Source organism: Pseudomonas sp. HOU2 (genome assembly GCF_040729435.1).
GTDB lineage: Bacteria > Pseudomonadota > Gammaproteobacteria > Pseudomonadales > Pseudomonadaceae > Aquipseudomonas.
Window position 1 is genome coordinate 4,160,533 of the sequence record NZ_CP160398.1, and the last position, 24,551, is coordinate 4,185,083.

Annotated in this window: 21 protein-coding genes; 14 read left to right on the plus strand and 7 right to left on the minus strand. The window is 61.6% G+C overall.

The features are described from left to right. Position 1 precedes the first annotated feature (1 nt). From ABV589_RS18745 to ABV589_RS18760, 4 genes are all read left to right on the plus strand, one after another. Positions 2–676 (plus strand): HAD family phosphatase, encoded by a 675-nt coding sequence (locus ABV589_RS18745; protein ID WP_367082990.1) that lies wholly within the window; start codon positions 2–4, stop codon positions 674–676. Next, the gene (locus tag ABV589_RS18750) at positions 673–1,311 is read left to right on the plus strand and encodes a YdcF family protein (RefSeq protein WP_367082992.1); all 639 of its coding nucleotides are present in this window, start codon (positions 673–675) and stop codon (positions 1,309–1,311) included. Before ABV589_RS18745 ends, ABV589_RS18750 begins: the two co-directional genes overlap by 4 nt. 25 nt (positions 1,312–1,336) lie before the next feature. Next, positions 1,337–2,794, plus strand: coding sequence for a D-aminoacylase (locus ABV589_RS18755; protein ID WP_367082994.1), 1,458 nt, complete (start codon positions 1,337–1,339; stop codon positions 2,792–2,794). Between the two features lie 151 nt (positions 2,795–2,945). After that, positions 2,946–3,314, plus strand: a complete 369-nt coding sequence (locus tag ABV589_RS18760) for a glyoxalase superfamily protein (protein ID WP_367082995.1) — start codon at positions 2,946–2,948, stop codon at positions 3,312–3,314. Between the two features lie 256 nt (positions 3,315–3,570). Here ABV589_RS18760 and ABV589_RS18765 read toward each other — a convergent pair whose 3' ends face one another. Then, positions 3,571–3,936 (minus strand): hypothetical protein, encoded by a 366-nt coding sequence (locus ABV589_RS18765; protein WP_367082997.1) that lies wholly within the window; start codon positions 3,934–3,936, stop codon positions 3,571–3,573. A gap of 511 nt (positions 3,937–4,447) precedes the next feature. After that, positions 4,448–5,464 (minus strand): AraC family transcriptional regulator, encoded by a 1,017-nt coding sequence (locus ABV589_RS18770; protein WP_367082999.1) that lies wholly within the window; start codon positions 5,462–5,464, stop codon positions 4,448–4,450. Positions 5,465–5,675: 211 nt separating this feature from the next. On the opposite strand from ABV589_RS18770, the gene ABV589_RS18775 reads away from it, so the two are divergent. The 8 genes from ABV589_RS18775 (at position 5,676) to ABV589_RS18810 (ending at position 16,553) form a co-directional block, all read left to right on the plus strand. Continuing rightward, positions 5,676–7,271 (plus strand): FAD-binding oxidoreductase, encoded by a 1,596-nt coding sequence (locus ABV589_RS18775; RefSeq protein ID WP_367083001.1) that lies wholly within the window; start codon positions 5,676–5,678, stop codon positions 7,269–7,271. 5 nt (positions 7,272–7,276) lie between these two features. Next, a complete protein-coding gene (locus tag ABV589_RS18780; RefSeq protein ID WP_367083002.1) occupies positions 7,277–8,872 on the plus strand; it encodes a glycerol-3-phosphate dehydrogenase/oxidase in 1,596 nt (531 codons plus the stop codon). A 20-nt stretch (positions 8,873–8,892) separates the two neighbouring features. Beyond that, on the plus strand, positions 8,893–10,461 hold the full coding sequence (locus ABV589_RS18785; RefSeq protein WP_367083003.1) for an FGGY-family carbohydrate kinase: 1,569 nt from the start codon (positions 8,893–8,895) through the stop codon (positions 10,459–10,461). Between the two features lie 228 nt (positions 10,462–10,689). Then, complete coding sequence (locus ABV589_RS18790) at positions 10,690–11,979, plus strand: phospholipase (RefSeq protein ID WP_367083005.1); 1,290 nt, start codon at positions 10,690–10,692, stop codon at positions 11,977–11,979. Positions 11,980–12,022: 43 nt separating this feature from the next. Then, positions 12,023–13,981, plus strand: a complete 1,959-nt coding sequence (locus ABV589_RS18795; protein WP_367083007.1) for a DUF1302 domain-containing protein — start codon at positions 12,023–12,025, stop codon at positions 13,979–13,981. A gap of 148 nt (positions 13,982–14,129) precedes the next feature. Beyond that, complete coding sequence (locus ABV589_RS18800; RefSeq protein ID WP_367083009.1) at positions 14,130–15,503, plus strand: DUF1329 domain-containing protein; 1,374 nt, start codon at positions 14,130–14,132, stop codon at positions 15,501–15,503. Positions 15,504–15,891: 388 nt separating this feature from the next. Then, positions 15,892–16,137, plus strand: coding sequence for a plasmid stabilization protein (locus tag ABV589_RS18805; protein ID WP_367083011.1), 246 nt, complete (start codon positions 15,892–15,894; stop codon positions 16,135–16,137). Then, on the plus strand, positions 16,134–16,553 hold the full coding sequence (locus ABV589_RS18810) for a type II toxin-antitoxin system VapC family toxin (protein ID WP_367083012.1): 420 nt from the start codon (positions 16,134–16,136) through the stop codon (positions 16,551–16,553). Before ABV589_RS18805 ends, ABV589_RS18810 begins: the two co-directional genes overlap by 4 nt. A 158-nt stretch (positions 16,554–16,711) precedes the next feature. Here the strand turns inward: ABV589_RS18810 and ABV589_RS18815 are convergent, their stop codons facing one another. After that, a complete protein-coding gene (locus ABV589_RS18815; protein ID WP_139055485.1) occupies positions 16,712–18,631 on the minus strand; it encodes a methyl-accepting chemotaxis protein in 1,920 nt (639 codons plus the stop codon). Between the two features lie 255 nt (positions 18,632–18,886). Here ABV589_RS18815 and ABV589_RS18820 point away from each other — a divergent pair, with 255 nt between their 5' ends. Next, a complete protein-coding gene (locus ABV589_RS18820) occupies positions 18,887–19,558 on the plus strand; it encodes a histidine phosphatase family protein (RefSeq protein ID WP_367083014.1) in 672 nt (223 codons plus the stop codon). A gap of 77 nt (positions 19,559–19,635) precedes the next feature. On the opposite strand, the gene ABV589_RS18825 is transcribed toward ABV589_RS18820, so the two are convergent. Together ABV589_RS18825 and rimJ are read right to left on the minus strand one after the other, a co-directional pair. Next, complete coding sequence (locus ABV589_RS18825) at positions 19,636–21,114, minus strand: glycosyltransferase family 39 protein (protein WP_367083016.1); 1,479 nt, start codon at positions 21,112–21,114, stop codon at positions 19,636–19,638. A gap of 30 nt (positions 21,115–21,144) precedes the next feature. Further along, positions 21,145–21,732 carry a ribosomal protein S5-alanine N-acetyltransferase gene (gene rimJ, locus ABV589_RS18830; RefSeq protein WP_367083018.1) on the minus strand — a complete coding sequence of 196 codons (588 nt, stop codon included), beginning with the start codon at positions 21,730–21,732 and terminating at the stop codon, positions 21,145–21,147. 142 nt (positions 21,733–21,874) lie between these two features. Here rimJ and ABV589_RS18835 point away from each other — a divergent pair, with 142 nt between their 5' ends. Further along, entirely contained in the window at positions 21,875–22,447 is a 573-nt protein-coding gene (locus tag ABV589_RS18835; RefSeq protein WP_367083020.1) for a GNAT family N-acetyltransferase, read from the plus strand. 90 nt (positions 22,448–22,537) lie between these two features. On the opposite strand, the gene ABV589_RS18840 is transcribed toward ABV589_RS18835, so the two are convergent. After that, entirely contained in the window at positions 22,538–23,944 is a 1,407-nt protein-coding gene (locus tag ABV589_RS18840; protein WP_367083022.1) for a DUF2252 domain-containing protein, read from the minus strand. Between the two features lie 76 nt (positions 23,945–24,020). Continuing rightward, complete coding sequence (locus ABV589_RS18845; RefSeq protein ID WP_367083024.1) at positions 24,021–24,467, minus strand: hypothetical protein; 447 nt, start codon at positions 24,465–24,467, stop codon at positions 24,021–24,023. Positions 24,468–24,551 lie beyond the last annotated feature (84 nt).

The window sequence follows — 24,551 nt, forward strand, 5'->3', positions numbered from 1 at the left end:
TATGGACGGTGTGCTCATCCAGTCCCGCGAGGTGATTGAACACGCCTGGACCACCGTGGCGCGCGAGTACGGGATCAGCGTCGATCAGGCGTTCATCGATGAACACATCCACGGCCGTCCCGGCGGTCATACCCTCAGGACCTTGTTCGCCGAGTTTGACGAAGCGCAGCAGGTGGCGATCAAGCGCGAAGTCGACGCCATTGAGCAGGTAACGAACTGTGCGCTGGTGCCGGGCGTCGCGACGTTGATCGCCCGACTGCGCGAGCACGCCGTGCCGCTGGCGCTGGTCACCAGCAGTTGGCGGGCGCGGGTCGGGCACGTTCTGCAGCAACACGACCTGATGTCGGCGTTCGACAGCATCATCTGTCGCGACGACGTGCGCAGCGGCAAACCGGCGCCCGATCCCTATCGCCTGGCGGCAGCACAATTGGGCCGGCAAAGTGATGAATGCCTGGTCTTTGAAGACTCTGTCAGCGGTGTGCAGTCGGCGGTCAGCAGCGGTGCGCTGTGTATCGGCATTGGCGACGACCCGACGCTGACCGCGCATGGCGCCGCAGGCGTGTATGCCGATTTCACCCGGCTTGCGCTCAGGCTGGACGGCAGGGGCGCCCACGGTTATGCCGATGGAGCGCTGTTCATCAACACGCACCCGACCCAAAGGTTTGCCCGCTCATGACATTGACGTTGCAGCACGCCAGCGTGCTCTGGAAATTCCTCTGTGCGGGGCGCCAACACAGCGCTTGTGAACTGATCGTGGTCTGCGGCTCCTACGACTTGCGGGTCTGCGATTACGCCTGCCAACTGTTGAAAGACGGCGTGGCACCGCACCTTTTGTTCACTGGCAATACCGGCAACTGGACCCGACATTTGTGGGAACGCAGCGAAGCCGATATTTTTGCCCAACGTGCCCTGGCGCAAGGGGTGACGGCGCAGCAGTTCACCCTGGAAACCCGCGCGACCAATTTTGCCGAAAACATCGCGTTTGCCCGGGCGATGTTTCCCGATGTGCGTCGCGCGACCTTTCTGACCAAGCCCAATTCGATCCGGCGCGTGGCGTTGACCCTGCCCGTGCAGTGGCCCGGACTGGAAGCCTTTGTTGATGCGCCGTCGTTCGGTTTTCCTGATGACGTCAGCAACCTGATCGGGGTCTTGGGCCTGATCGACGAAATGGTCGGCGATGTACACCGCATCATGGTTTACCCTTCGCTGGGATTTCAGGTCGAGCAGACCATCCCCGAAGAGGTTCAGGTAGCCTGGCGGTATCTGGTGGAGCAAGGCTTCGATCACCATTTGATCAAGGGCAGGAGTTGACGCTGACTCCCGCCGGGAGACAGACATGCAGTACGACACGCTGATCCGCAACGCCACCGTCATCGATGGCAGCAACACGCCCGGTTACCGCGCCGATGTGGCGCTTCTCAACGGGCGCATCGAGCGTATCGGCGACTTGCACGATGCCCGCGCCACGGAGGAAATCGACGCCGCCGGCCGCGTGCTCGCCCCAGGCTTCATCGACGTGCACACCCACGACGACACCGTGGTCATCCGCCAGCCGCAGATGCTGCCGAAACTCAGTCAGGGCGTGACCACGGTGATCGTCGGCAACTGTGGGATCAGCGCCTCGCCGGTCAGTCTGAAAGGCGATCCGCCGGACCCGATGAACCTGCTCGGCAGCGCAGCGGCGTTCGTCTATCCACGTTTCAGCGATTACCGCGCCGCCGTCGAAGCAGCGAATATCACGCTGAATGTCGCCGCACTCGTCGGTCACACCGCACTGCGCAGCAATCACCTCGACGACCTGTTCCGCACCGCCACGCCTGACGAAATCGCCGCGATGCGCGAGCAATTGCGTGAAAGCCTTGAAGCCGGCGCGCTCGGTTTATCCACAGGTCTGGCCTACGCCAGCGCCTACAACGCCTCCACCGACGAAGTGAAACAACTGACCGAAGAACTGACGGCATTCGGCGCGGTGTACACCACGCACCTGCGCAGTGAATTCGAACCGGTGCTGGAAGCGATGGACGAAGCGTTCGGCATTGGCCGTCACTCGCGGTCACCGGTGATCATTTCCCACCTCAAATGTGCCGGTGTCGGTAATTGGGGGCGCAGTCCGCAGTTGCTCGCGGCGTTGGAGGAAGCAGCGAAAACCCAGCACGTAGGATGCGATTGCTATCCCTACGCGGCGAGTTCTTCGACGCTGGATCTGAAGCAGGTTACCGATGCTCACCGCATCACCATCACCTGGTCGACGCCGCACCCCGAAGTCAGCGGCCGTGATCTGATCGACATCGCCGCCGAATGGAACGTGCCACTGCTCGAAGCCGCCAAGCGCCTGAAACCGGCGGGCGCGGTGTACTACGGCATGGACGAGGCGGATGTGCGAAAAATCCTCGCCCATCCGTTGTCGATGGTCGGGTCTGACGGACTGCCGGAAGACCCGTTCCCGCATCCACGCCTGTGGGGCGCTTTCCCACGGGTATTGGGACATTTCAGCCGTGATGTCGGGCTGTTTCCGCTGCACACCGCCGTGCACAAGATGACCGGTCTGTCGGCGGCGCGGTTTGGCTTGAAAGGGCGCGGCGAGATTCGTAAAGGCTATTGGGCGGATTTGGTGTTGTTTGATCCGGCGACGGTGCGCGATGTGGCGGATTTCACTGATCCGCAGCGGGCGGCGCAGGGGATTGACGGGGTGTGGGTCAATGGCGTGTTGAGTTATCGCGACGGACAGGCGAACGGTCGTCGGGAAGGACGATTTCTGGCGCGGAACGGGGATTTGCGCGAAGGATTTCATTGATTGCCAAGCCCCTGTAGGAGCTGCCGAAGGCTGCGATCCTTTGATCTGCGTCTCATAGTGGCACTCTGAGATTAAAGAATGTCGAAACCAAGCCGAATTGCTGACATCCAGCCCGGCTACACTCTTGGGCCAACCAGTCAGGGAGCACCCCATGAGCTTCGGCAAAACCACCCCGATCCTGCGGATTTTCGATGAAGCCAAGGCGTTGGAATTTTACGTCGACTTCCTCGGTTTCAAGATCGACTGGCAGCATCGCTTCGAAGCGAATTTCCCGCTGTATCTGCAGGTGTCGCGTGGCGAGTGCGTGCTGCACCTGTCCGAGCATCATGGCGATGCGACGCCGGGTTCGGCGCTGCGTATCGAGACCGATGAGCTGGAGGTGTTTCAGCAGCAATTGGTGGCCAAGGACTACAAGTTCTCGCACCCACAGATTCAGGCGATGCCGTGGGGCAGTCAGGACATGACGATTGCTGATCCGTTTGGTAATCGGTTGGTGTTTACCAACGCGATCAGTGTTTGAGCTGAGAAGAGCCCCTCACCCTAACCCTCTCCCGGAGGGAGAGGGGGACTGACCCCGGGGATATTCGAGAAATACGCCGACCTGAACCTCCTTTACCGAATCCATAATCGACTCGGTCATTCAGGTCGATGTACGACGCCAGACACCTCGATGGCCCCCTCTCCCTCCGGGAGAGGGTTGGGGTGAGGGAAAAAGATTCACGCCATACAAAAAAGCCCGCAGCCAAACCATTAAGGTCTGGCTGCGGGCTTTTTCGTTATTCGGTCGGCACTAATTGATCCAGCACCCGGTTGACGGCGATCTCCGCCACCATCACTACTTGCGCGATGCCTTGCAGGGTCTTGCGGTGCGAGCCTTCCAGCAGCCCGGCGAAGTCGTTGAGCATTACGGTGGCCGAGCCGAGGGATTCGCAGGCATCGGCCAGCAACGGTTCGGTGCCGCTGGCCGGGTTGGCCATGTAGAGACGATTGGGCTGGTACGGGGTGGCCATGATCGCGGGCCTCGGTGGGCCGAGGTAGTGGTCGAGGGCGCGCTCGGCGGCTTCGTGGAATTTCTTTGATTCGGGGGATTCGTAGGGGGAGGCCGCGTCGGTGGGCGGCGGGTTGGGTGTAACTTTGAACATTTGCCAGATCCTCATTGAGGGCTGGCCGCCGTTTCCCTACTAAAAGAAATGGAGGCAGCCGTGCGCAGGTTAGTAGACCGGGGATCTGGGAAACCGGCGCGCCCGAGGGCGCCCTGCGCACAGCCACCATAACGTTCAGGCAAGACCTGACTGTCTGATGAGCGATACGCCCCAAAAACCTCGGGCTACTAAACCCGATCACTGGAAATCAGTGACGGACTCAAGTTACCGACGGCCTCCGGGGCGCACAAGCCGGCGGATTCTGGCGTAGCCGTAGGCAGTGGCGCAAGGATTTGTAGGCAGTAGGGCGTAACACTGAGTGTCTTTAAACACTGGGGCTGCAGCGGGTTTATCGGCCGCTGAAATTGAGGAATTGTCTGTCGGGTTTTTGGTGTGGCCACTGCCGCCATCGCTGGCAAGCCAGCTCCCACAGGGTTATGTGCGAGCCGCAGATGTTGTGTACGACCCGGTCAATGTGGGAGCTGGCTTGCCAGCGATGAGGCCAGAATAGTCACCCCCGATGCATCTGCCGAAACTCCCCCGGCGGCATCCCGCGCCGGCTCTTGAACGTGCGGTGAAACGATCGCGGCTCGGTAAACCCCAGATACTGCGCAATGTCCTGGATCGGCAACGTGCTGTTGAGCAAATAATGCTCCGCCAGTTCCTGACGCAAATCATCGAGAATCTGCTGATACGACGTCCCCGCCTGATGCAACTGGCGTTGCAACGTGCGCACCGACACCGCGAGCTGTTCTGCCACCTGCTCCTTGCGCGGCAAGCCTTCCTTGAGCAACTGGCGCAGGATGCTTTTGACCCGCTGTTCCAGCGACGCATCCTCCAGCGTCGCCATCAAGCCCATCGCGTGTTCTTCCAGGGTACGCAGCAATTGCGCGTCGGCCTGGCGCAGCGGTAACTGCAGATACGCCAGCGGCACGATCAGCGCCGAATACGCCTGCTCGAACAGCACCGGGCAATCGAAAAACGCTTCGTACTGCGCCTGCGTAGCGTTTGGCGGGCATGGATGTTCCAGCCACACGGCAGCGGGTGACATCTGCGTGTCGGCGATCCAGCGCGCATATTGCAGCCATGAACCAAGAACGTTTTCCACCAGATGCCGGCGAATTCGCGGACGCTCATAGCGGCAAGTCCAGATCAGATGCACATGGCCGTCCTGCACTTCGGCGCGGCTGACGCCCATGTCGCCCACCAGTTTTTCGAACGGCATGATCCGGCTCATCGCATCGCCCAGGGTCGCGCAGTTCATGGTGATGTAACCGAGCACGCTCCAGGAATTGGGCAGGACGAAATTGGCCGCGTTGAGACCAAACAGCGGATCGCCCGAGTGCTCACAGAAATAATCGAGCAGGCGCTCATGAGTTTCGCCCGGCAGGCGCAGGCTGTTGTCGCTCAGTTGCTGCGCCTGCAAACCGGCTGCCGCCAGCGCCGGCTCGATGGCCATGCCCAGTTGCTCGGCATGGCGCACGTATTTGAGCAGCGGCGGAACCGAGGTGAAGCCGAGCGATTGCATGATCCGAATCCCTTGATCAAGGCCTGCGTGAGCGAATGAATGGCTGAAAGGTAATTTGAAACCCCGACTAAAGTAAATGCCTGGCACTTGCGCGACGTTTGACTCAATTGGCTACTCGAACTGGCCGGATGCGACCGTGACACTTTGCGGCCGCTGACTAGTATGGAGGCCTGCCACATCACTGATCAGACTGCATAAGAAGGACACACGCATGCGACGCTGGAACGGCTGGGGAGAGGCAACAACGGTGGTCGAACTGCCGGCCCAGGGCGCGAGGTTTCTCCATGAACGACTGGGGGCCGGGCGCGCGCTACCCGATGCCACGTTGGACGCGGCATTGGCGCGGGTGCCGCTCTCGCGGCTGGCGGCGCACGCCTTGTACAGCGTCGACGCTCACGACCGTCTGCTGCATGCCCGGGGCCAGAGCCTGCCGGACTGGCTGGCGCTGCGCGAAGGCGCGCTGGGCAACTATCCCGATGCGGTGGCGTTTCCCGAAACTGCGGAGCAGATCCGCCAATTGCTGGCGCTCGCCCATGAGCAGGACCTGTGCCTGATTCCCTACGGCGGCGGCACTTCGGTGGCCGGGCACATCAACCCGCCGGATTCGGCGCGGCCGGTGGTGACGGTGTCGCTGGCGCGGATGAATCGCCTGATCGACCTCGACGAGCAGAGCCAACTGGCGACGTTCGGCCCCGGCGCCAGTGGCCCGCAGGTGGAAAGTCAGCTGCGCGCTCGCGGCTACACGCTGGGGCATTTCCCGCAGTCGTGGGAGTTGTCGACGCTGGGTGGTTGGGTTGCCAGTCGCTCCAGCGGTCAGCAGTCGTTGCGCTATGGGCGCATCGAGCAATTGTTCGCTGGCGGCACCCTGGAAACTTTCGCCGGGCCCTTGGAAATTCCGACCTTTCCAGCCTCGGCGGCGGGGCCTGATCTGCGCGAAGTGGTGCTCGGTTGCGAGGGCCGTTTCGGGATCATTTCCGAGGTCAAAGTGCGAGTCAGTCCGCTGCCGGTCGATGAACGTTTTTACGGGGTGTTCCTGCCCAACTGGAGCAAGGCGCTGCAAGCGATTCGCCAATTGGCCCAGGCGCGGGTGCCGCTGTCGATGCTGCGGCTGTCGAACGCGGTGGAGACCGAAACCCAACTGGCGCTGGCCGGCCATCCACAGCAGATCGCCTGGCTGGAGAAGTATCTGAACCTGCGCGGTGCCGGTGAAGGCAAGTGCCTGCTGACCTTCGGCGTGACCGGCAACCGTCGGCAAAACGCGCTGTCGCTGAGCCAGGCGCGCCAGCATCTGAAAGCCTTCGGCGGTGTGTTCACCGGTACTTTGCTCGGCAAGAAATGGGCGCAGAACCGCTTCCGTTTCCCCTACCTGCGCGAGAACCTGTGGAACGCCGGTTACGTGGTCGACACCCTGGAAACGGCCACCGACTGGAGCAACGTCGACCACCTGCTCAACCTGATCGAAAACAGCCTGCGCGACGCCTTGGCAGCGCAGGGCGAGCGGGTGCATGTGTTCACCCATCTGTCCCACGTCTATGGCGAAGGTTCGAGCATCTACACCACTTACGTGTTTCGCCCGGCGGCGGATTATCCGGCGACGCTGGCGCGCTGGCAGGCACTCAAGCACGCGGCCAGCCAGACCATCGTCGACAACCACGGCACCATCAGCCACCAGCACGGCGTCGGCAAGGATCACGCGCCGTATCTGCCGCGCGAGAAAGGCGCGCTGGCGATGGACACCTTGCAGGCGCTGAGCAAGCACTTCGATCCGGCCGGGCGCCTCAACCCCGGCACGCTGTTGCAGGAGTGACGGCCATGCACCCGGACTGGAACGCCGCGTGGCGCCAGAAAACCTTGCCGACATTGGCCGACGAAACGTGGGACCTGATCGTCATCGGCGGTGGCATCAGCGGTGCCGGCATTCTGCGCGAAGCGGCGCGGCGCGGTTGGCGTTGTCTGCTGCTGGAGCAACGGGATTTCGCCTGGGGCACCTCCAGCCGATCATCGAAAATGGTTCATGGCGGTTTGCGTTACATCGCCAAGGGCCAGTGGCGGCTGACCCGTGATTCAGTGCGCGAGCGTCAGCGCCTGCTCGACGAAGCGCCGGGGCTGGTGGAACCGATGAGTTTCATGATGCCGCACTATCGCGGCGGCTTTCCCGGGCCGCGTGTGTTCGGTGGCTTGTTGTCGGTGTACGACGCATTGGCGGGACGCCGCAGCCATCGTTTTCATGACGCGCAGCAACTACGTTTTCTCGCACCGGGGGTGAAGGAAACCCAGCTGCTGGGTGGCACCTGTTTTATTGATGCACTGACCGATGATGCGCGGCTGGTGATGCGCGTGTTGCGCGAAGCGCGGACCGATGGCGCAGTGGTGCTTAACGGGGTGCGCGTCGAACATTTGCTGCGCGAAGACGGCCGGGTGTGCGGGGTTCAGGTCGAAGATTGCGAAGCGGGCGGGTCGTTGCAACTGCGTTGCGGCGTGCTGGCGGTGGCGACCGGGGCATGGGCTGAGCGCTTGCGGTTGCCCGAGGCACCACGACAACTGCGGCCTTTGCGCGGCAGCCATCTGCTGCTGCCGGGCTGGCGTTTGCCGGTGGCGCAGGCGTTCACGTTTCTGCATGAGCGCGACCGTCGGCCGGTGTTCGTTTTTCCGTGGGAAGGGGCGACGGTGGTTGGCACTACGGATCTCGATCATCGCGAGAATCTGGACCAGAGCGCGAGCATCAGCGCCGAAGAACTCGACTATCTGCTGGCGGCTTGCACGCAACAATTTCCCGGTGCCGAAGTGACGGCCAGCGATGTGCTGTCGACCTGGTCCGGCGTACGTCCGGTGGTGGGCAGCGCGGCGGGTGAGCAGCAAGGCAAGCCGTCGAATGAAACCCGTGAGCATGTGCTGTGGCAGGAGCCGGGGTGCGTCACGTTGGCTGGCGGCAAACTGACGACGTTTCGCCCGCAAGCCATCGAAGTGCTCAAGGCCTGTGCCGACATGCTTGGCCGCAATTTCGAAGATGATGCCGCGCCGGTGTTCGCCGCGATACCGCCACTGATCATTCCCGGACTCAGCCCGCAACAGTGGCGACGTCTGGCTGGACGCCATGGCCGTGACTTGCCGAAGCTGGCGCAACTGATCACTGAGTTGGGTCACGAAACGGTCGGCAACACCGACACCTTGTGGGCCGAACTGGCCTTCGCCTGTGAGGCGGAAATGGTGCTGCACCTCGATGATCTGTTGCTGCGCCGCACCCGTCTGGGCCTGTTGCTGGCGCGCGGTGGCGAAGCGCATTTCGCGGCCATCCGCCAACTCTGCCAGCCCCGCCTGGGCTGGGACGATGCACACTGGCAGCAAGAGCTGCAGCGTTACCGGGCATTGTGGCAACGCCATCACGGTCTGCCGGATGCCACGCCTTGAGGCCCCTTGAAGAGAGCGCCATGGATAACCACCCGAACAAGCGCTACCTGCTGGCGATCGACAACGGCACCCAGAGCGTGCGCGCATTGCTTTTCGATTTGCAGGGCAATCTGCTCGGTAAAGGCAAGGTCGAGTTGCAGGCGTACTACTCGACGCAACCGGGCTGGGCCGAGCAGGATCCGGACTATTACTGGGCGAAACTCGGCGAGGCCTGTCAGCAGGTGTGGGCGCAAACCGGGATTGATCGCTCGCAGATTGCCGGGGTGTCGCTGACCACTCAGCGCGGCACGGTGATCAATGTCGATGCCGAGGGCAAACCACTGCGCCCGGCCATTCTGTGGCTCGATCAGCGCCAGAGCGAAGTCGAGGGCGGGATTAAGGGGCCGTGGGGCTGGCTGTTCAAACTGGTCGGCGCGCAGGCCACCGTGGATTATTTTCGCGCGCAGGCCGAGGCCAACTGGATCGCCCGACATCAACCGGAAATCTGGGCGGCGACCGACAAGTTTCTGCTGCTCTCGGGCTTTCTCACCCATCGCCTGTGCGGGCGCTTTGTCGACTCGGTGGGTTGCTGCGTCGGCTACCTGCCGTTCGACTTCAAACGCCTGAAATGGGCCGCGCCCAGTGACTGGAAATGGCAGGCGTTGGCGGTGCGTGCGGAGCAATTGCCGACCTTGCACAAACCCGGCGAAACCCTCGGCTACATCAGCGCTGAAGCCAGCCGCCACACCGGGATTCCCGAGGGCTTGCCGCTGATTGCGGCGGGCGCTGACAAGGCCTGCGAAGTGGTCGGCTCCGGCGTGGTCGATGCGAGCACGGTGTGCCTGTCCTACGGCACCACGGCGACGATCACCAGCACTCGCTCGCGCTACCTGGAAATCGTCCCGCTGATCCCGCCGTACCCCTCGGCGGTGCCGGATCAGTACAACTGCGAGGTGATGATTTATCGCGGTTACTGGATGGTCAGCTGGTTCAAGAACGAGTTCGGCCTGCGCGAAATGCAGCAGGCCAAAGAGCAGGGCATCGAGCCCGAGCAACTGTTCGATGCGCTGGTCAACGCGGTGCCGCCGGGGTCGATGGGGCTGATGCTGCAACCGTACTGGTCGCCGGGAATTCGTGAGCCGGGTGTCGAAGCCAAAGGCGCGATGATCGGCTTCGGCGACGTGCACACCCGCGCGCATATTTACCGGGCAATTCTCGAAGGGCTGGCGTATGCGTTGCGTCAGGGCATGGAGAACATCGAGAGGCGTTCGAAGGTGTCGATCAAGCGTCTGCGCGTGGCCGGTGGCGGTTCGCAGAGTGATGCGGCGATGCAACTTACGGCGAATATTTTTGGCCTGCCGGCGGAGCGTCCGCATGTGTACGAAGCGTCGGGGCTGGGCGCGGCGATCTGTTGTGCGGTGGGGTTGGGCTTGTATGCGGACTTCCCCACGGCGATCGCCGCGATGACGCGCGTGGGCACGGTATTCACCCCACAGCCCGAGGCACAGCAGATCTATGAGCGTTTGTACAACGAGGTGTACCTGCGCATGTATCGCCAGCTCAAACCGTTGTACCAGAGCATCCGCAAAATCACCGGTTACCCCGCCTGAAACAACACCACCAATCCCCTGTAGGAGCTGCCGAAGGCTGCGATCTTTTGACTTGGATTTTTAAAAACAAGATCAAAAGATCGCAGCCTTCGGCAGCTCCTACACAGGTGAGCGGTGAGCTTCATATGGCGCTATCGGAGACTTTTTCTGGTGAGATCGGACAGTGTCAGCGCCGGAGGCGGTTGTTAGGCTCAACCCCCACAGCACCTCCAATAAGAATTAAAAGCAATGAAGCTGACATTTCTCCTGTTGCTGCTTTGTGCAATGGCCCCGACGGCGTGGGGCTGGTCGAACCACACGGTGGGCAGCTATCTGGCGTTGCAGGAACTGCCGGCGCTGCGCGATGCGCCGCCGGTCGAAGTCGAGCCGCTGGAGCGTTTTCTCGCCGAGCAGTATCCGGCCGTGGTCGCGCTGCTGGAGCAACAGGAAAGCTTCGCCCGTGAACACTTCACCCAGTACCCGCCGCGCCCCGACAATCTGAAGCTGCCCGCCGTACCGAGTGACGATCTGCGCCATGATTTTCTCACCGCGTTGCGACTCAATCCGCGCATTCATCTGGCGATGGTCATTCAGCCGCTGCCGGGCCAAGACATCCCCGAGCGCGAACATCTCAGCGCCGATCAGGTGATGGTCGAGCAGACGCTTTCGCCATGGAATCGTCAGCGTTTCATTCGCGTGGCGGACGGCGAAAAAGTCGCGGCGCTGGCGGTATTGGCGAGCGCCGCCGACGAGCCGGATTACGGTCACGACATCAACCTGTTCAGCGATAACCCCGGCGAGGTCGGCGCGCTGTATGGCTTCGGCCCGCAGCCGTTTGGCGATGTGCGTTTTCAGTACAGCTCGCAGGCACCGTTCCACATGGGCTTCTTCCATGAAAGCGCGGTGGTGTATGCCGCTGCCGGATTTCTTCAGCGCAGTTGGCCGGACTGGCGCGCCTATCAGTACCTGGGGCTGGCGCGTTTGGCATTCGCCTCTGGCCATCCTTACTGGGGCTACCGGTTTCTCGGTTGGGGCGTGCACCACGTGCAGGATCTGACCCAGCCGTATCACGCCAAGCCATTGCCCGGGGTGGAGCTGCCGAGTCTGTTGCTGCTGGAGGGCAAGGCGCTGGCCGGTTTTGCCGAGGACAAACAGGCGTCCATCGAGCGCGTCGCCACCCGCCATATGGAAATCGAGAAATATCAATCGACCTGGCTGCGCCGCGTGCTGCGCACCGGTCAGGCGCATCCGATGCTCGCGGCCTACGCCGATGTCGCTCAAGACCAACAGTATCCGCCGTACTCGGTGGACTACTTGCGCGAGGTGGTCAGCGCCGAGTCGGTCGAGGACTCGGCAGCGTTCGATGAGGCCATCGGTCAATGGCTGGATACGGCGCCGGTGACCAGTGATTTCAGCAGCGGCAATCAGTTGCAGCGCGAGACGTTCGAGCATCCGGCACTCAATCAGCAGCTGTTCAGACTGCTCGGCCATTTCGGCGCGCACAGCCGGATTTATGTCCGTGCGGGACTGGCACCGTAGCCATCGCGGCCACGCATAAAACAATAAGAACAAGGAGGAACCCATGATCAACACTCGATTGCGCCTCACCGGCGTAGCACTTCCCGGTGTCGGCCTGGCAGGGCTGCTGCAACTCTGTGCGGTGGATGCGCTGCAGGCTGCCGAGTTCAGCGTGCTGGGCAATCAGGTCACCGGCTCGATCGACACGACCCTGTCCTATGGTCGCTTGTGGCGGGTGCAGGGCCGCGACAAGAACAACGATGACGTCAACACCAACGACGGCAATCGCAACTTCGACACCGGACTGGTTTCCGAGGTGTACAAGATCACTTCCGAGCTGGAAGCCAACTACCAGAACTACGGGATGTTCCTGCGCGGCACGGCGTTCTACGACACCCAGCTGATGGACAAGCGCAACGATTACTACCGCAACAACAACCCGGCACAGCCGAGCCAGAGCTATCCGCAGGACGACCGTTTCACCAGCCAGACCCGCGACATCGCCGGCAGCCGGATCGAGATGCTCGACGCCTATGTCTACGGCAATTGGGACGTGGCGCAGATGCCAGTCACCGCGCGGGTCGGGCGTCAGGTGTTCAACTGGGGCGAGGGGATTTTCTATCGCGGCGGTGTCAACACCACCAACCCGGTGGACGCCGCGAAATACCGCTTGCCCGGCGCCGAGGTCAAGGAAGTGCTGATGCCAGTGGAGGCGGTGAGCTTCAACGTTGGCCTCAGCGATTCGCTGACCCTGGAGAGCTTCTACCAGACCAACTGGAAGGAAACCCGCATCGACCCGGTCGGCACGTTCTATTCGCAGACCGACCTGTTCGCCGATGGCGGCAACACCGGTTACAACAACTTCAGCGGCACTGCGCTCGACACCCCGGTACCCGGCTTTGGCAACGTCATCGGGCTGTACAGCGCACTGGGCAACAACCCGTTGCTCGGCCCGGCACTGAAAAGCACCGGCCTCTACGCCAACGGTGTGACGCCGGCCTACGGCAATACGCTGAAAGTGGCGTCGATCGGCAAGGACTACAACGCACGCAATGACGGCCAGTTCGGCTTCGCCTTCCGCTACATCGCCGAGGAACTCAACAGCACTGAGTTCGGCCTGTACCTGGTCAACTACCACGCCAAGGAGCCGACCATCGCCGCTGACCTCGGTGGCTACAAAGGCATCGACATGAATGCCCTGACCAACATGCTCGCCGGTGTCGCCGGCAGTCAGGCCGGGGCGCTGGCCAACGGTCTGGCGACGGCCGATGTGATGGGCAACATTCAGGCGCATCGGCGTTACGCCGAAGACATTCGCATGTACGGGTTCAGCTTCAACACGACTTTGGGTCAGGCCTCGGTGTTCGGCGAGATCGCCTATCGACCGAATCTGCCGATCGGCATCGCCGCGACCAACGACCTGATCGGCGACCTGGCCAACGGCGCCGCTGTGGCGGTGACCGGCAAGCCCGTCAACGTCGGCGGGCAGATGGTCACCCTCGACAGCGAGATCAACAACGCCGAGCGCGTCGAGGCGTTCAACACCTCGCTGGGCAGCATCTACAACTTCGGTCCGACGCTGTCGTTCGACTCGATGTTCGGCATCTTCGAACTGGCCTCCGAGCACTTGCGCGGCAGCAGCCTGCAATACACCGCCTACGACGGCAGCACGCGCTATTACGCCGGTACCGGCAACACCTCTTATGTGTCCGGCGGTGATCGTGACGATCAGGTCAACCGCAACTCCTACAGCTACACGGTGATGTTCAACGGCACCTTGAACGACGTGTACGCCGGGGTCAACGTCTCGCCGTATGTCGTCTACAAGGACGACTTCAAGGGCAACAGCTATCAGGCCGGCAACACCATCGACGGGCGCAAGGCCTACACCCTGGGGATCAAGGCCAACTACCAGAACAAGCTCGAAGCCGAGGTGCAATACACCAACTTCTGGGGCGGCGGGCAGAACAACGGGATTCGCGACCGCGACAACGTTGGGTTCAATCTCAAGTATTTCTTGTGAGTTTCAGACGCAGATCCCGGGACAACTCATCCCCCTGTGGGAGCGGGCTTGCCCGCGAAGACGGCAGCACATTCGACATCAATGGTGGCTGACCCACCGCTATCGCTGGCAAGCCAGCTCCCACAGGGTACGCATTCTGGAGAAGAACATGTTTCATATTTCAAGATTGACGAAGACAACGCTGGCGCTTGTGCTGGGTCTCGCTGCGAGCAGCGCTTTCGCCGCCATCACCCCCCAACAAGCCGAACAACTGAAAACCACCCTCACACCCATGGGCGCCGAGCGCGCCGGCAACGCCGCCGGGACCATTCCGGCCTGGACCGGCGGCATCACCCAGGCGCCCGCCGGCTACAAACCGGGCCAACATCACCCGGATCCATATGCCGCGGACAAGCCGCTGTTCACCATCACCAAGGCCAATCTCGATCAGTACAAGGCCCACCTCAGCCCCGGTCAGATCGCGCTGTTCAACAGCTACCCCGACACGTTCCAGATGCCGGTCTATCCGTCGCGTCGCTCGGGTTCGGCGCCGCAGTGGCTGTATGACAACACCCTGAAGAATGCGACCTCGGCCAAGCTGCTGGAGGGCGGCAGCGGGTTCGCCGATGCCTACGGTGGCGTGCCGTTCCCGGTGCCCAAGGACGGCATCGAAGTGCTGTGGAATCACATCACCCGTTATCGCGGGATCTATGTGGTACGCCGCGCCTCCGAAGCCCCGGTGCAGCGCAACGGCAGCTTTGCGCTGGTGACTTCGCAGCAGGAAGCGCTGTTCAATTTCTACCGTCCGGGCGGGCAGTACGCCGACCTGAAAAACATCCTGTTCTACTACCTCGCCTTCGTGAAAAGTCCGGCGCGACTGGCCGGTGGTGCGGCGCTGGTGCACGAGATGCTCGATCAGCTTAAGGATCCGCGCCAGGCCTGGGTCTACGACGCCGGGCAACGCCGCGTGCGCCGCGCGCCGAACCTGGCGTACGACACGCCGATCGCCTCATCCGATGGCCTGCGCACTGCCGATGACACCGACCTGTTTAACGGCGCACCGGACCGCTACGACTGGAAGCTCAAGGGCAAGCAGGAAATCTACATCCCCTACAACAACTACAAGGTCGGCAGCCCAGACGTGAAGTACGCGCAACTGCTGACCCCGGGCCACCTCAACCCGCAATTCACCCGCTACGAGCTGCACCGCGTGTGGGTGGTCGAAGGCAATCTCAAACCGGGTGCGCGGCATGTCTATTCCAAGCGCGTGCTGTTTCTCGACGAGGACAGCTGGGGCGCGGCGCTGGTTGATCAATACGATGGGCGAGGGGAGTTGTGGCGGGTGTCGATGGCCTACCTGAAAAACTTCTACGACCTGCCGACCACCTGGAGCGCACTGGACGTATTCCACGACCTGCAGGCCCGCCGTTACTACGTGCAGAACCTCGATAACGAAGAAGCTTCCACCGTGGACTTCTCGCAACCGGTGCCGGAAGACGCCTATTTCATGCCATCGGCGTTGCGCCAGCGCGGGACACGATAGAGGCGTATCACAACCCCTGTAGGAGCTGCCGAAGGCTGCGATCTTTTGACTTTGATTTTAAAAAACAGGATCAAAAGATCGCAGCCTGCGGCAGCTCCTACACAAGGCGGGTTGTCTTTGACATTGGGTTGACTGGTCGGACGCCATCGCGGGCAAGTCCGCTCCCACAGGTTTTTCGGTCGTTCACACATTTTGTGTTCGACTCGTGACCTGTGGGAGCGGGCTTGCCCGCGATTGGATTTACGCTTTGGCTGCTGACTGAAGGTCAGACGCGGATATGGCTGACCATCTGCTGCAATGAGAATGGCCGTTCGGAAGATTGCCCGGTGTGAGCCAGAACCGATGTGTTAGTCTGCAATCAATGATTTCATTGATTGCAGGGGGCGTCATGGCCAGCATCACCATTCGAAACCTTGACGAGAAGCTCAAGGAACAGTTGCGTATCACCGCTGCTCACAACGGACATTCCATGGAAGAAGAGGCGCGCCTGATTCTCGGTCGAGCCTTGGCCACAGTTGATCGTGCCGGCGGACTTGGAAGCCGGATACGCAACAGGTTCAGTGCAAACGGCGGAGTTGAACTGGATTTGCCAGAGCGCGCAGAGAAAGCCACCGGGGTGGATTTTTCTGAATGATAGTGCTCGATACCAACGTGCTTTCAGAGTTCATGCGTATCGAACCTGAAGCCAGAGTGCTGGCTTGGGTTGATGCGCAGCCCGCCATGGATCTGGCCATCAGTGCGATAACGGTGGCTGAGATACTCCACGGCATCGCCCGACTTCCCTCAGGCAAGCGCAAACAGAATCTTCAAGCCCATGCGATGGCTATGTTCGAGGAAGACTTCGCGGGACGCATTTTGCCGTTCGACGCGCATGCCGCTGTCGAGTACGCGGCACTCGTCGCAGATTGCGAAGCAAAGGGGCGGGCGGTGTCGATGGCTGATGCTCAGATAGCCGCAATCTGTCGGGCTCATGGTGCGGCAATCGCCACGCGTAACGTGAAGGACTTTCAGTTCTCGGGAGTGGAAGTGATTAATCCGTGGGAAGCGTGAGCGTTGAGGCAGTGAGTATGGGCTGACTGGACTGACGCCATCGCGGGCAAGCCCGCTCCCACAGGTTTTTCGGTCGTTCACATATTCCGTGTTCGACTCGTTTCCTGTGGGAGCGGGCTTGCCCGCGATTCGATTTACGCTTTGGCGCTGACTGAAGATCAGACGCGGAAGTGGCTGACCATCTGCTGCAGCTGGCCGCCCAGGCGCGCCAGTTCAACGCTGGACGCTGCGGTTTCATCACTGGCCGCGGCGGTCTGTTCCGACACGTCGCGCACGTTGATGATGCTGCGGCTGATTTCTTCGGCCACGGCGCTTTGCTGCTCGGCCGCGGCGGCGATCTGCTGGTTCATCGACTGGATATTCGACACCGTGCGGGTGATGTTTTCCAGGGAGTCGCCAGCCTTGCGGGTCAGGGCCACGCTGCTGTCGGTCAGGGCGCGGCTGTTGTTCATCACGGCAGCCACTTGCTGGGTGCCGTTCTGCAGACCGGCGACCAGGCCTTCGATTTCTTCGGTGGATTTCTGCGTACGCTGAGCCAGGCCACGGACTTCGTCGGCAACCACGGCAAACCCACGACCGGCTTCACCGGCACGCGCCGCCTCAATCGCGGCGTTGAGTGCCAGCAAGTTGGTCTGTTCGGCCACGGCCTTGATCACGTCCATGACGCTGCCGATCTTGTCGCTTTCCTGTTGCAGCACGCTCATGGCTTCGGTGGAACGCACCACTTCGCTGGCCAGACGCTCGATCTGCGCGATGGCTTCGTTGACTACCTTGTCGCCTTCACGGGCTTCGCCATCAGCGGCGGCAGCGGCTTGCGAGGCTTCTTCGGCGTTGCGCGCGACTTCCTGCACGGTGGCGGTCATCTCATGCATGGCGGTGGCCACCTGGTCGGTCTCGACCTTCTGGCTGTTCACACCGGCGCTGGTCTGCTCGGTCACGGCGGAGAGTTCTTCGGCGGCGCTGGCGATCTGGGTGACGCCGTCGCGGATGCCGCTGATCAGGTCGCGCAGGGTCACGCCCATGCGCGCGATGCCCTGTTGCAGCACACCGAGTTCGTCGCGGCGGGTGACGGTGACGTTCTGGGTCAGGTCGCCGCTGGCAATGCGCTCGACCACGGCCAGGGTTTCCTGCAATGGACGGGTGATCTGACGGGTGATGATCACCGCGGCAATCACACCGACCAGCAGTGCCAGCAGGGTGCTGATCAGCTGGAAAGTACGGGCCTGGGCGCTTTCGATGTCGCGACGGTCGAGCTGAATCTGGTACAGCTGCTCGCTGGTGTTGACGATCGCGGTGCCCTGATCGGTCATCTCCTTACGCGCCTGCACCGCTTCGCTGTTGGCGTTCTTGTAGGCCTGCAACGCGCTGCGGTAGTTGCTCAGGGCGGTTTCCAGCTGACGCAGGGCGTCTTGCTGGGTGGCGGCGAAATGCACGTTCAATTGCTTGAGGCTGGCGATCGCTGCGTCCAGTTGGCCGACGGCTTTCTGCTCGGTTTCGGCGTTGGTGGTGGCGGTGTAGCCGCGCACTTCATAGCGCGCGAGGATGAAGGCTTCCTTGGCCTGGGTGATGGCCTGGAACTGCTCGAAGCGCTGCTCGCTCATGTCCATTTGCTGCACGCGCTTGCTGATGGTTTCGATCAGGTTGTAAGCGGTGTCGGCGTTGGTGCCCATCACGTCGCGGGCGCTGTTGCCGGTGCGGTAGGCGTTGCGCATCTTGTTCAGCGAGGTCTGGTATTCGGCGATAGTCGCGGCCTGCTCTTTCAGCAGTTTGACGTTTTCCGGGCTCTTGAACTTGTTGATCAGCGCCTGTTGTTGCGCGGCGAAGCTTTCGAGGGTGGTTTGTACATTCTGCGCGGCGGTTTCGTCGCCGTTGGTCAGCATGTATTGCAGGCGCACCACGCGCAGCTTGGTCAGACCGGCATTGAGCTGGGTGATGTCGCTCATCCAGTTGCTGCGGTCAATCAGGCCGCCGAGGCTGGTCCAGCCCGTCAGGGCCAGCACGCAGGTCAGGGCCAGGACCAGGCCGAAGCCCAGGCCCAATTTCATGTTCACGCTGATGTTGCCGAACCAGCTATTCATCACAATTCCTCCAGGAACGTAGAGCTACTTGATCGTCGGTCAGGCTGGAAGATTGTTGTTTTTTTGAGCCAGCAAGGGTGTTAGCAGGACTGTATCGGCCGCAAACACGAGAGCTGAAAGGATTTTGTCCGGCGGAATTTGTAACAAGGGCACTTCAAGACTTTTTTCACATACGTTTCACCGACCGCTTACGCCGGCTTCACTAACCTCGCCGCATCGAATTGACTGTGATGGATGCCGACGAGGCGGCCCGATGTGGAATTGAGACTGAGTCTGTTCGGCGTCAAACGCTCGATATCCCTGAGCGGATTGGCCCGCTATCGCAATACCTGGGCCGTGCTTGGCGCATCGCTGCTGGTGATTCCGCTGACCCTGTGGCTGCTCGCCCCGGCGGCGGTGCCGGATCTGGCCCATGGCAATATGTCCGGTGCCAAGGCGCTGGCGGCCGGTTGGGCCAAGGGCGAGATGATTGTGCTGGTGCGTCACGTCGAGCGCTGCGATCACTCGCCGGCGCCGTGCCTGAGTGGCGATGATGGCATCACCGACCGCTCGCGCAGTGTTGCGGTTGGTGTCGGCGCACAGTTCGAGCATCTGGGCCTGAATAACGCCGACATCTACAACAGCCCGATGCTGCGCACCGTGCAGACCGCCGGTTACATGTTCAATCGCGCGGCCAGCGGCGAAGACTGGCTGATCAGTTGCAAGGGCCACATCCTGCAGGAAGCGCTGGCGCACAAGCTTCCGGGGCGCAATCTGATTCTGGTGACCCACAGTGAGTGCATGGCGGAGTTGGAGAAGGACTTGAATTCACCGGTTTCTGATCCTGGCTACGGTTCCTCGCTTTTTGTATCTGCCGCAAACAAAGCGGACCCGCGCGTGCTTGGCTTCATCGAAGCCTCCGACTGGCACTCAGTGAGCACTCGATGAACTGACGTTTGCCAAGCGTCAGCGCAAACAAAACCCGCCAGCGACGGCGGGTTTTTTATTGTCTGGCGCGAAGGATGTTAGTAGCCGACGAAGTAATACGCCTGGCGCCCGACCATCATGGTCTTGAGCACCTTGAGTGGTGGGACGGGTTCGCTATCTGCCGAGATCACCGCGACGTTCGAGGGTGAAGCACTGAGGAAGTCGTGCAGTTGCGCGTCGGTGTCCAGACCCTTGAGCACGCTTTGGGTGTAGAACACGCTGGCGCCACCGACCCGTTCATTGGCCTGGAACAGCGCAACCTGCTGACCATTGGCTTGCAGGGTCTGAATGTGTTCAGTCAGCGGCAGGAACGACAGTTCCTTGTCGGCGTTGGGCAATGCCCACTGGGCCGCGCCGAGGTAGCTGGCGATCACCACCGTGAGCAATCCTGCGGCAAGCGCCTGACGATGGCGCGCGACTTTTCCGATAAACCGGTCGGCGGTTTCACGCGCCTGCAAGCGCTCGAACAACACGCGCGCGTACTCCGCGGCGATCACCGCCGCCGCCGGGGTCATCGACATCAGGTACACCGTGCGTTTGCTCGAGGCCAGGGTCAGCATGATGAACTGCGCGACGATCCACAGGCTGAAAAACAGCAGATAACGGTTGGCCTTCAGCGCCTTGCGGAAATGCCACAGCCCCAGATACACCAGAATGTTCCACGGCAGGAACGCTTCCGGCAGTTTGGCCAGATAGTAATAGAACGGCTCGTAATGCCCGGCCTCGACGAACGAGCCGCTGAAGCGGCCGACGCTGTTGGTCAGCAGCACTTCAGCGACAGCGTGCGAACCACCACGCTGATAGAGCACGGCGAGCCAGATCAGCAACGGAATCAGACCCACCACCGTCAGCAGGCCGGGACGCAGCCAGGCGCCGACCTTCAGGCGTTTGTCGATCAGGTTGTCGGCCAGCAGGTAGGCGAAAATCACCACCCCCGGCATCGCCAGTCCCAGCACGCCCTTGCTCAAAGTGGCGATGGCGATGCCGACGATAAACAGCAGCGAGTTAGCCGCGTTCGGTGCGCGTTGCGCCTGAAAGAACGCCAGCAGCGCGGTGGTCACGCCGAGCGCCAGCAGCGCATCTTCGCCGACCCCGCGCACGTTGCTCCAGTAACTGGCCATGGTCGCCAGCAGAATCCCCGCTGTCCATGCCAGCGCTTTCGGCCGACCGAAGCGGCGCAACATGCCGTACAGCACCATGACACTGAGCAACCCGGCCACCGCCGACGCCAGCCGCACCGCCCACGGCGAAACGCCGAACACGCGCATGGCGCCGGCGTCCAGCCACAGGCTCAGCGGTGGTTTTTCCAGAAACGGTTCGCCGAACAGGCGCGGCGTCACCCAGTCATCATCCAGATGCATCTCCATGGCGATCCCGGCGACCCGGGCCTCGGTGGAGCCTTGCAACTGGTGGTTACCCAAAGCGAAAAAAAACAGCAGGGCGGCGAGTAGAAACAGTGAAGTGGCGGCACGCGGCATGGGTTTCAGGCAACCGGAAAGGGCAGGAGCCTTGAGCATACTTCGCCAATGCTTAACAAATTGTGAAACTCACGCCAGTTGACGCGACCAACGCTTTTCCGGCGTTTCAAACAACGGATTGACCAGCGCCGTCAGCACATGGTCCTGCCAGCGGCCAGCGATATTCAGGTACGCCTTGGCATAGCCCTCGCGCTCGAAACCCAGGCGCTCCAGCAAGCGCGCACTGCGCTCGTTGCCGGGCATGTAATTGGCCATGATCCGATGCAGGTTCTGCGTGTCGAACATGTAGCCGATGCCGGCCTCCAGACCTTCCCGCATCAGGCCCTGACCCTGATGCGCGTGATCAATGTGATAACCCAGATAACACGCCTGAAACGCACCGCGAATGATCCCGCTGAAATTGCACGCGCCGATCATCTGCTCGCCATCCGCCGTCAACAGGGCGAAATGCATCGCCAGCCCGGCCTCGAAAGCACTGGCCTGGACTTCAAGCCGACGACGAATCTGCTCGGTGGAAAAGTATTCGGTGGTGCGAATCGGCGACCACGGCGCGAGGTGGCGCTGGTTGCGTGCATAGAACGCACTTTCCAGTTCGGCCTGTTCCGGAGCGAGGATGGCGAGCGTCAGGCGTTGGCAGGGCAGGCTCAGCAGTGACATCGGGCGCTCCGGTTGGCAGGGTCGAGGGACAGGATTGATCATGGGGCGGGAAAAAACAAACCGCACTGGCGCCCTGTAAATTTCTTTGGTTGAGTGCACAGGGTTATCGACTGCGGCATTTCCGGGATTGGAGGAACAAGCAATGGAGTTTGCATTGACGGTAAATGGGTTGGCACTGTGTGTTCGGGCGCCGGACCCAGCGCTGGTCGCTCCGATGCGGGAGGCGCTGAACGCCAGTTACCGCGAGCATGCGCCTTTTCTAGAGTGGGCGGTTGAACACACCAGTGAGGAGCGGGCGCTGTCGTCCATGCTGCGAGCAAGGGATGATTTCGCCAGCGAGACCGGTGAGCGGCGCTTATTCATCGTGACTGAAGACGGAAAAGCCGTCGTTGGCTGCATCGGCCTCGTGCCGCGTCGGCGCAAGCGCTACGTCGTCGGTTATTGGGCCCACAGCGCGTTTGCCGGCAAGGGCTACATGCGCGAAGTGCTCCAGCAACTGGTCAGGCGCCTGCCTGAGTTCACCTTTTACCTGACCACATCGTCGGCCAACACCCGCAGTCAGCGTCTGGCTGAAGCGGCGGGGTTTGCGCTGATCAGGGTTCACCCACAGGCGCGGCAATCGCAGCAGCACGGCGTGCAGGACACTTGGGTGTATCGCTCCGGCAGCAAACGCCAAGCAAAAAAAAGCCCGCGGGAGAGCGCGGGCGAACCGTAGTTTCTTGAATGAGCGAGCGGACTGTACCGTGTTGATCGAACGGGGGCAGTGAAGAAAAATTCATCTCGGCGGCGACCGCTCTGCAACGCGTCAAGGCAAGTGATCCGCAGCGAAATCGGCTTCCGAACGTGCCCGCAGCCGACCCTTGCGACAGGCCTGCTGAAAGCGTTCGAAGTCGCGCTCGTTCTGCGCGGTGTAACTGCGGGCGTATTTGAACAGTGCGTCAGCCAAGGCATCACCCTTGCCGATGTAACCACTGATCAGCGCCGCATTGCCCGAGGCTTTGGCGTGGGCGCGGGCCAGTGCGCGGCCGCAGACCCGGGCATAGGCGGCGAAGGTTTCGGCGTCGAAGTTTTCCAGCTCGGCGGAGATCTTCATGTCGCGCAACTGCCGCACATAGAAATGCCGACCGTTGGGACCAGTGGTCCAGCCGAGAAACAGATCGCTCGCCGACTGCATCAGGCGCTGCCCTTCGACCACTCGCTGGCCTTCATGGCGCGTGCGGGACTTGGCCTTCACGTAATCGGCAAGCACCGAGCGCCGCGCCTCCTTGAATTGCAGAAACAACGGAAATTCCTGATCGTCAGTCAGCAACGCCACCAGACACCGGGTGCCGACACTGCCAACGCCGACCACTTTGAACGCCAGATCCTGCACGTGAAACCGCGAGAGCAATTCCCGCCGGTCAGCCTGCAGCGTGGTTCGGTAATCACGCATGAACGTATCGAACAACGGTCGCCAATCCGCCAGCCGCAACCAGTCATCATCGGCGTCGAGCAGCGTGGTGTTCTTGTGCAGGTGGAAAATCTCCGGCAAATCGTCACGAATGACCAGCCGCCCATTCGCGTCGCGCTCGCTGATCTTCGGCAGCAACTCGGCGTGGGTGCGCCGCTCGGCCTTATCGACGGCGCGCTGCACATGCTCCAGCGCACTCTTGCGCGCCTGATCGAGCAAGTCTTCGTACTTGATCGATTCGTACCAGGTTTCCAGCGCGCTCTGTTCGGCGCACTCCAGCATCGTCGCCTGATAGGCGCCGACCATCTGCCGACACACGTCTTCCTCAACCGACTCGCCATGGCGCAAATCCCGCGCCGCCACCACAAAACTCGCCGCCAGCCGCTTCACATCCCATTCCCAAGGCCCGGGATGCGCCTCGTCGAAATCATTCACGCTGAACAACAGATTGCGCTCCGGCGTGGCAAACCCGCCGAAATTCATCAAGTGCGCATCCCCACAGATCGGCCCGACCAGCCCCATGTTTTCGGTACTCGACAGATCATGCGCCTGCAGCAATGCATTGCCACGGAAGAACGTGAAGGGCGACACCAGCATGCGTCCGTAACGCAGTTCCACCAGTGACGCGACGCGGCCCTGACTGGAGGCCTTGATCAGCGGGATTGGATCGCGGTTCATTTTTCCGCTGGTGGCGTGGGCGCTGCGCGAGCATTGCTTGCGGGCGTCCTTGCCTTGCTTCATGCGGGTTTGGAGGGTGGTCATCAGCGCTCGCTCTGGGAAGGGGCGCTGTGAGTGTAGAAGGGGATTTGCGGTTTATCCGTCGAGCCGTCGCTGCCTTTCAGGGACTTTTTGTTGCCGGTTTTTTCGCGTCCGTCGGCGGGTTGTCGGAAAGCCACAACGACAACGAATAACTGGCCACCGCCTGCCGCCGCGCCGCGTTGCGCATCAGATACACCTGAACCGTGTACTCGCCATCAACAGGCACGGCGGCGGCAAAGTGATCACCCATGATCGAACCGTTGAACAGCGCCTCGTCAGCACCCGGGGCGGCGACGTTGAAATAGGCGGACGTGTTGGAAGATTTGAAATCAACCGTCAGCGTCTGACCGGCCTTGGCAACGAGTTTGTATTCGGCGGTTTGATAGCCTTTGATCTTCTGTTTGAACTGCACGCTGCCGACTTCGCTCTTGAACGTGACCTGTTGCACACGGGGGGGAGGGGCGTCTGCAGCGATGGCGGGGAGTGACATCAACGAGGCCAAGGCGGCGGCGATCCAGGTGTTCATGGTGTGTAATCTCCTTGATGTTCAAGCCGTAGCTGGGGGCTTCCAGTCACTGTGACAGTCGGATTTTGCAGGAGTGCGGCCTGC

What these genes read in the sequence shown, in the direction of transcription:
- ABV589_RS18745 (WP_367082990.1), top strand. Translation starts at nt 2, where the DNA reads ATGGACGGTGTGCTCATCCAGTCCCGCGAGGTGATTGAACACGCCTGG.
- ABV589_RS18750 (WP_367082992.1), top strand. Translation starts at nt 673, where the DNA reads ATGACATTGACGTTGCAGCACGCCAGCGTGCTCTGGAAATTCCTCTGT.
- ABV589_RS18755 (WP_367082994.1), top strand. Translation starts at nt 1,337, where the DNA reads ATGCAGTACGACACGCTGATCCGCAACGCCACCGTCATCGATGGCAGC.
- ABV589_RS18760 (WP_367082995.1), top strand. Translation starts at nt 2,946, where the DNA reads ATGAGCTTCGGCAAAACCACCCCGATCCTGCGGATTTTCGATGAAGCC.
- ABV589_RS18765 (WP_367082997.1), bottom strand. Translation starts at nt 3,936, where the DNA reads ATGTTCAAAGTTACACCCAACCCGCCGCCCACCGACGCGGCCTCCCCC.
- ABV589_RS18770 (WP_367082999.1), bottom strand. Translation starts at nt 5,464, where the DNA reads ATGCAATCGCTCGGCTTCACCTCGGTTCCGCCGCTGCTCAAATACGTG.
- ABV589_RS18775 (WP_367083001.1), top strand. Translation starts at nt 5,676, where the DNA reads ATGCGACGCTGGAACGGCTGGGGAGAGGCAACAACGGTGGTCGAACTG.
- ABV589_RS18780 (WP_367083002.1), top strand. Translation starts at nt 7,277, where the DNA reads ATGCACCCGGACTGGAACGCCGCGTGGCGCCAGAAAACCTTGCCGACA.
- ABV589_RS18785 (WP_367083003.1), top strand. Translation starts at nt 8,893, where the DNA reads ATGGATAACCACCCGAACAAGCGCTACCTGCTGGCGATCGACAACGGC.
- ABV589_RS18790 (WP_367083005.1), top strand. Translation starts at nt 10,690, where the DNA reads ATGAAGCTGACATTTCTCCTGTTGCTGCTTTGTGCAATGGCCCCGACG.
- ABV589_RS18795 (WP_367083007.1), top strand. Translation starts at nt 12,023, where the DNA reads ATGATCAACACTCGATTGCGCCTCACCGGCGTAGCACTTCCCGGTGTC.
- ABV589_RS18800 (WP_367083009.1), top strand. Translation starts at nt 14,130, where the DNA reads ATGTTTCATATTTCAAGATTGACGAAGACAACGCTGGCGCTTGTGCTG.
- ABV589_RS18805 (WP_367083011.1), top strand. Translation starts at nt 15,892, where the DNA reads ATGGCCAGCATCACCATTCGAAACCTTGACGAGAAGCTCAAGGAACAG.
- ABV589_RS18810 (WP_367083012.1), top strand. Translation starts at nt 16,134, where the DNA reads ATGATAGTGCTCGATACCAACGTGCTTTCAGAGTTCATGCGTATCGAA.
- ABV589_RS18815 (WP_139055485.1), bottom strand. Translation starts at nt 18,631, where the DNA reads ATGAATAGCTGGTTCGGCAACATCAGCGTGAACATGAAATTGGGCCTG.
- ABV589_RS18825 (WP_367083016.1), bottom strand. Translation starts at nt 21,114, where the DNA reads ATGCTCAAGGCTCCTGCCCTTTCCGGTTGCCTGAAACCCATGCCGCGT.
- rimJ (WP_367083018.1), bottom strand. Translation starts at nt 21,732, where the DNA reads ATGTCACTGCTGAGCCTGCCCTGCCAACGCCTGACGCTCGCCATCCTC.
- ABV589_RS18835 (WP_367083020.1), top strand. Translation starts at nt 21,875, where the DNA reads ATGGAGTTTGCATTGACGGTAAATGGGTTGGCACTGTGTGTTCGGGCG.
- ABV589_RS18840 (WP_367083022.1), bottom strand. Translation starts at nt 23,944, where the DNA reads ATGACCACCCTCCAAACCCGCATGAAGCAAGGCAAGGACGCCCGCAAG.
- ABV589_RS18845 (WP_367083024.1), bottom strand. Translation starts at nt 24,467, where the DNA reads ATGAACACCTGGATCGCCGCCGCCTTGGCCTCGTTGATGTCACTCCCC.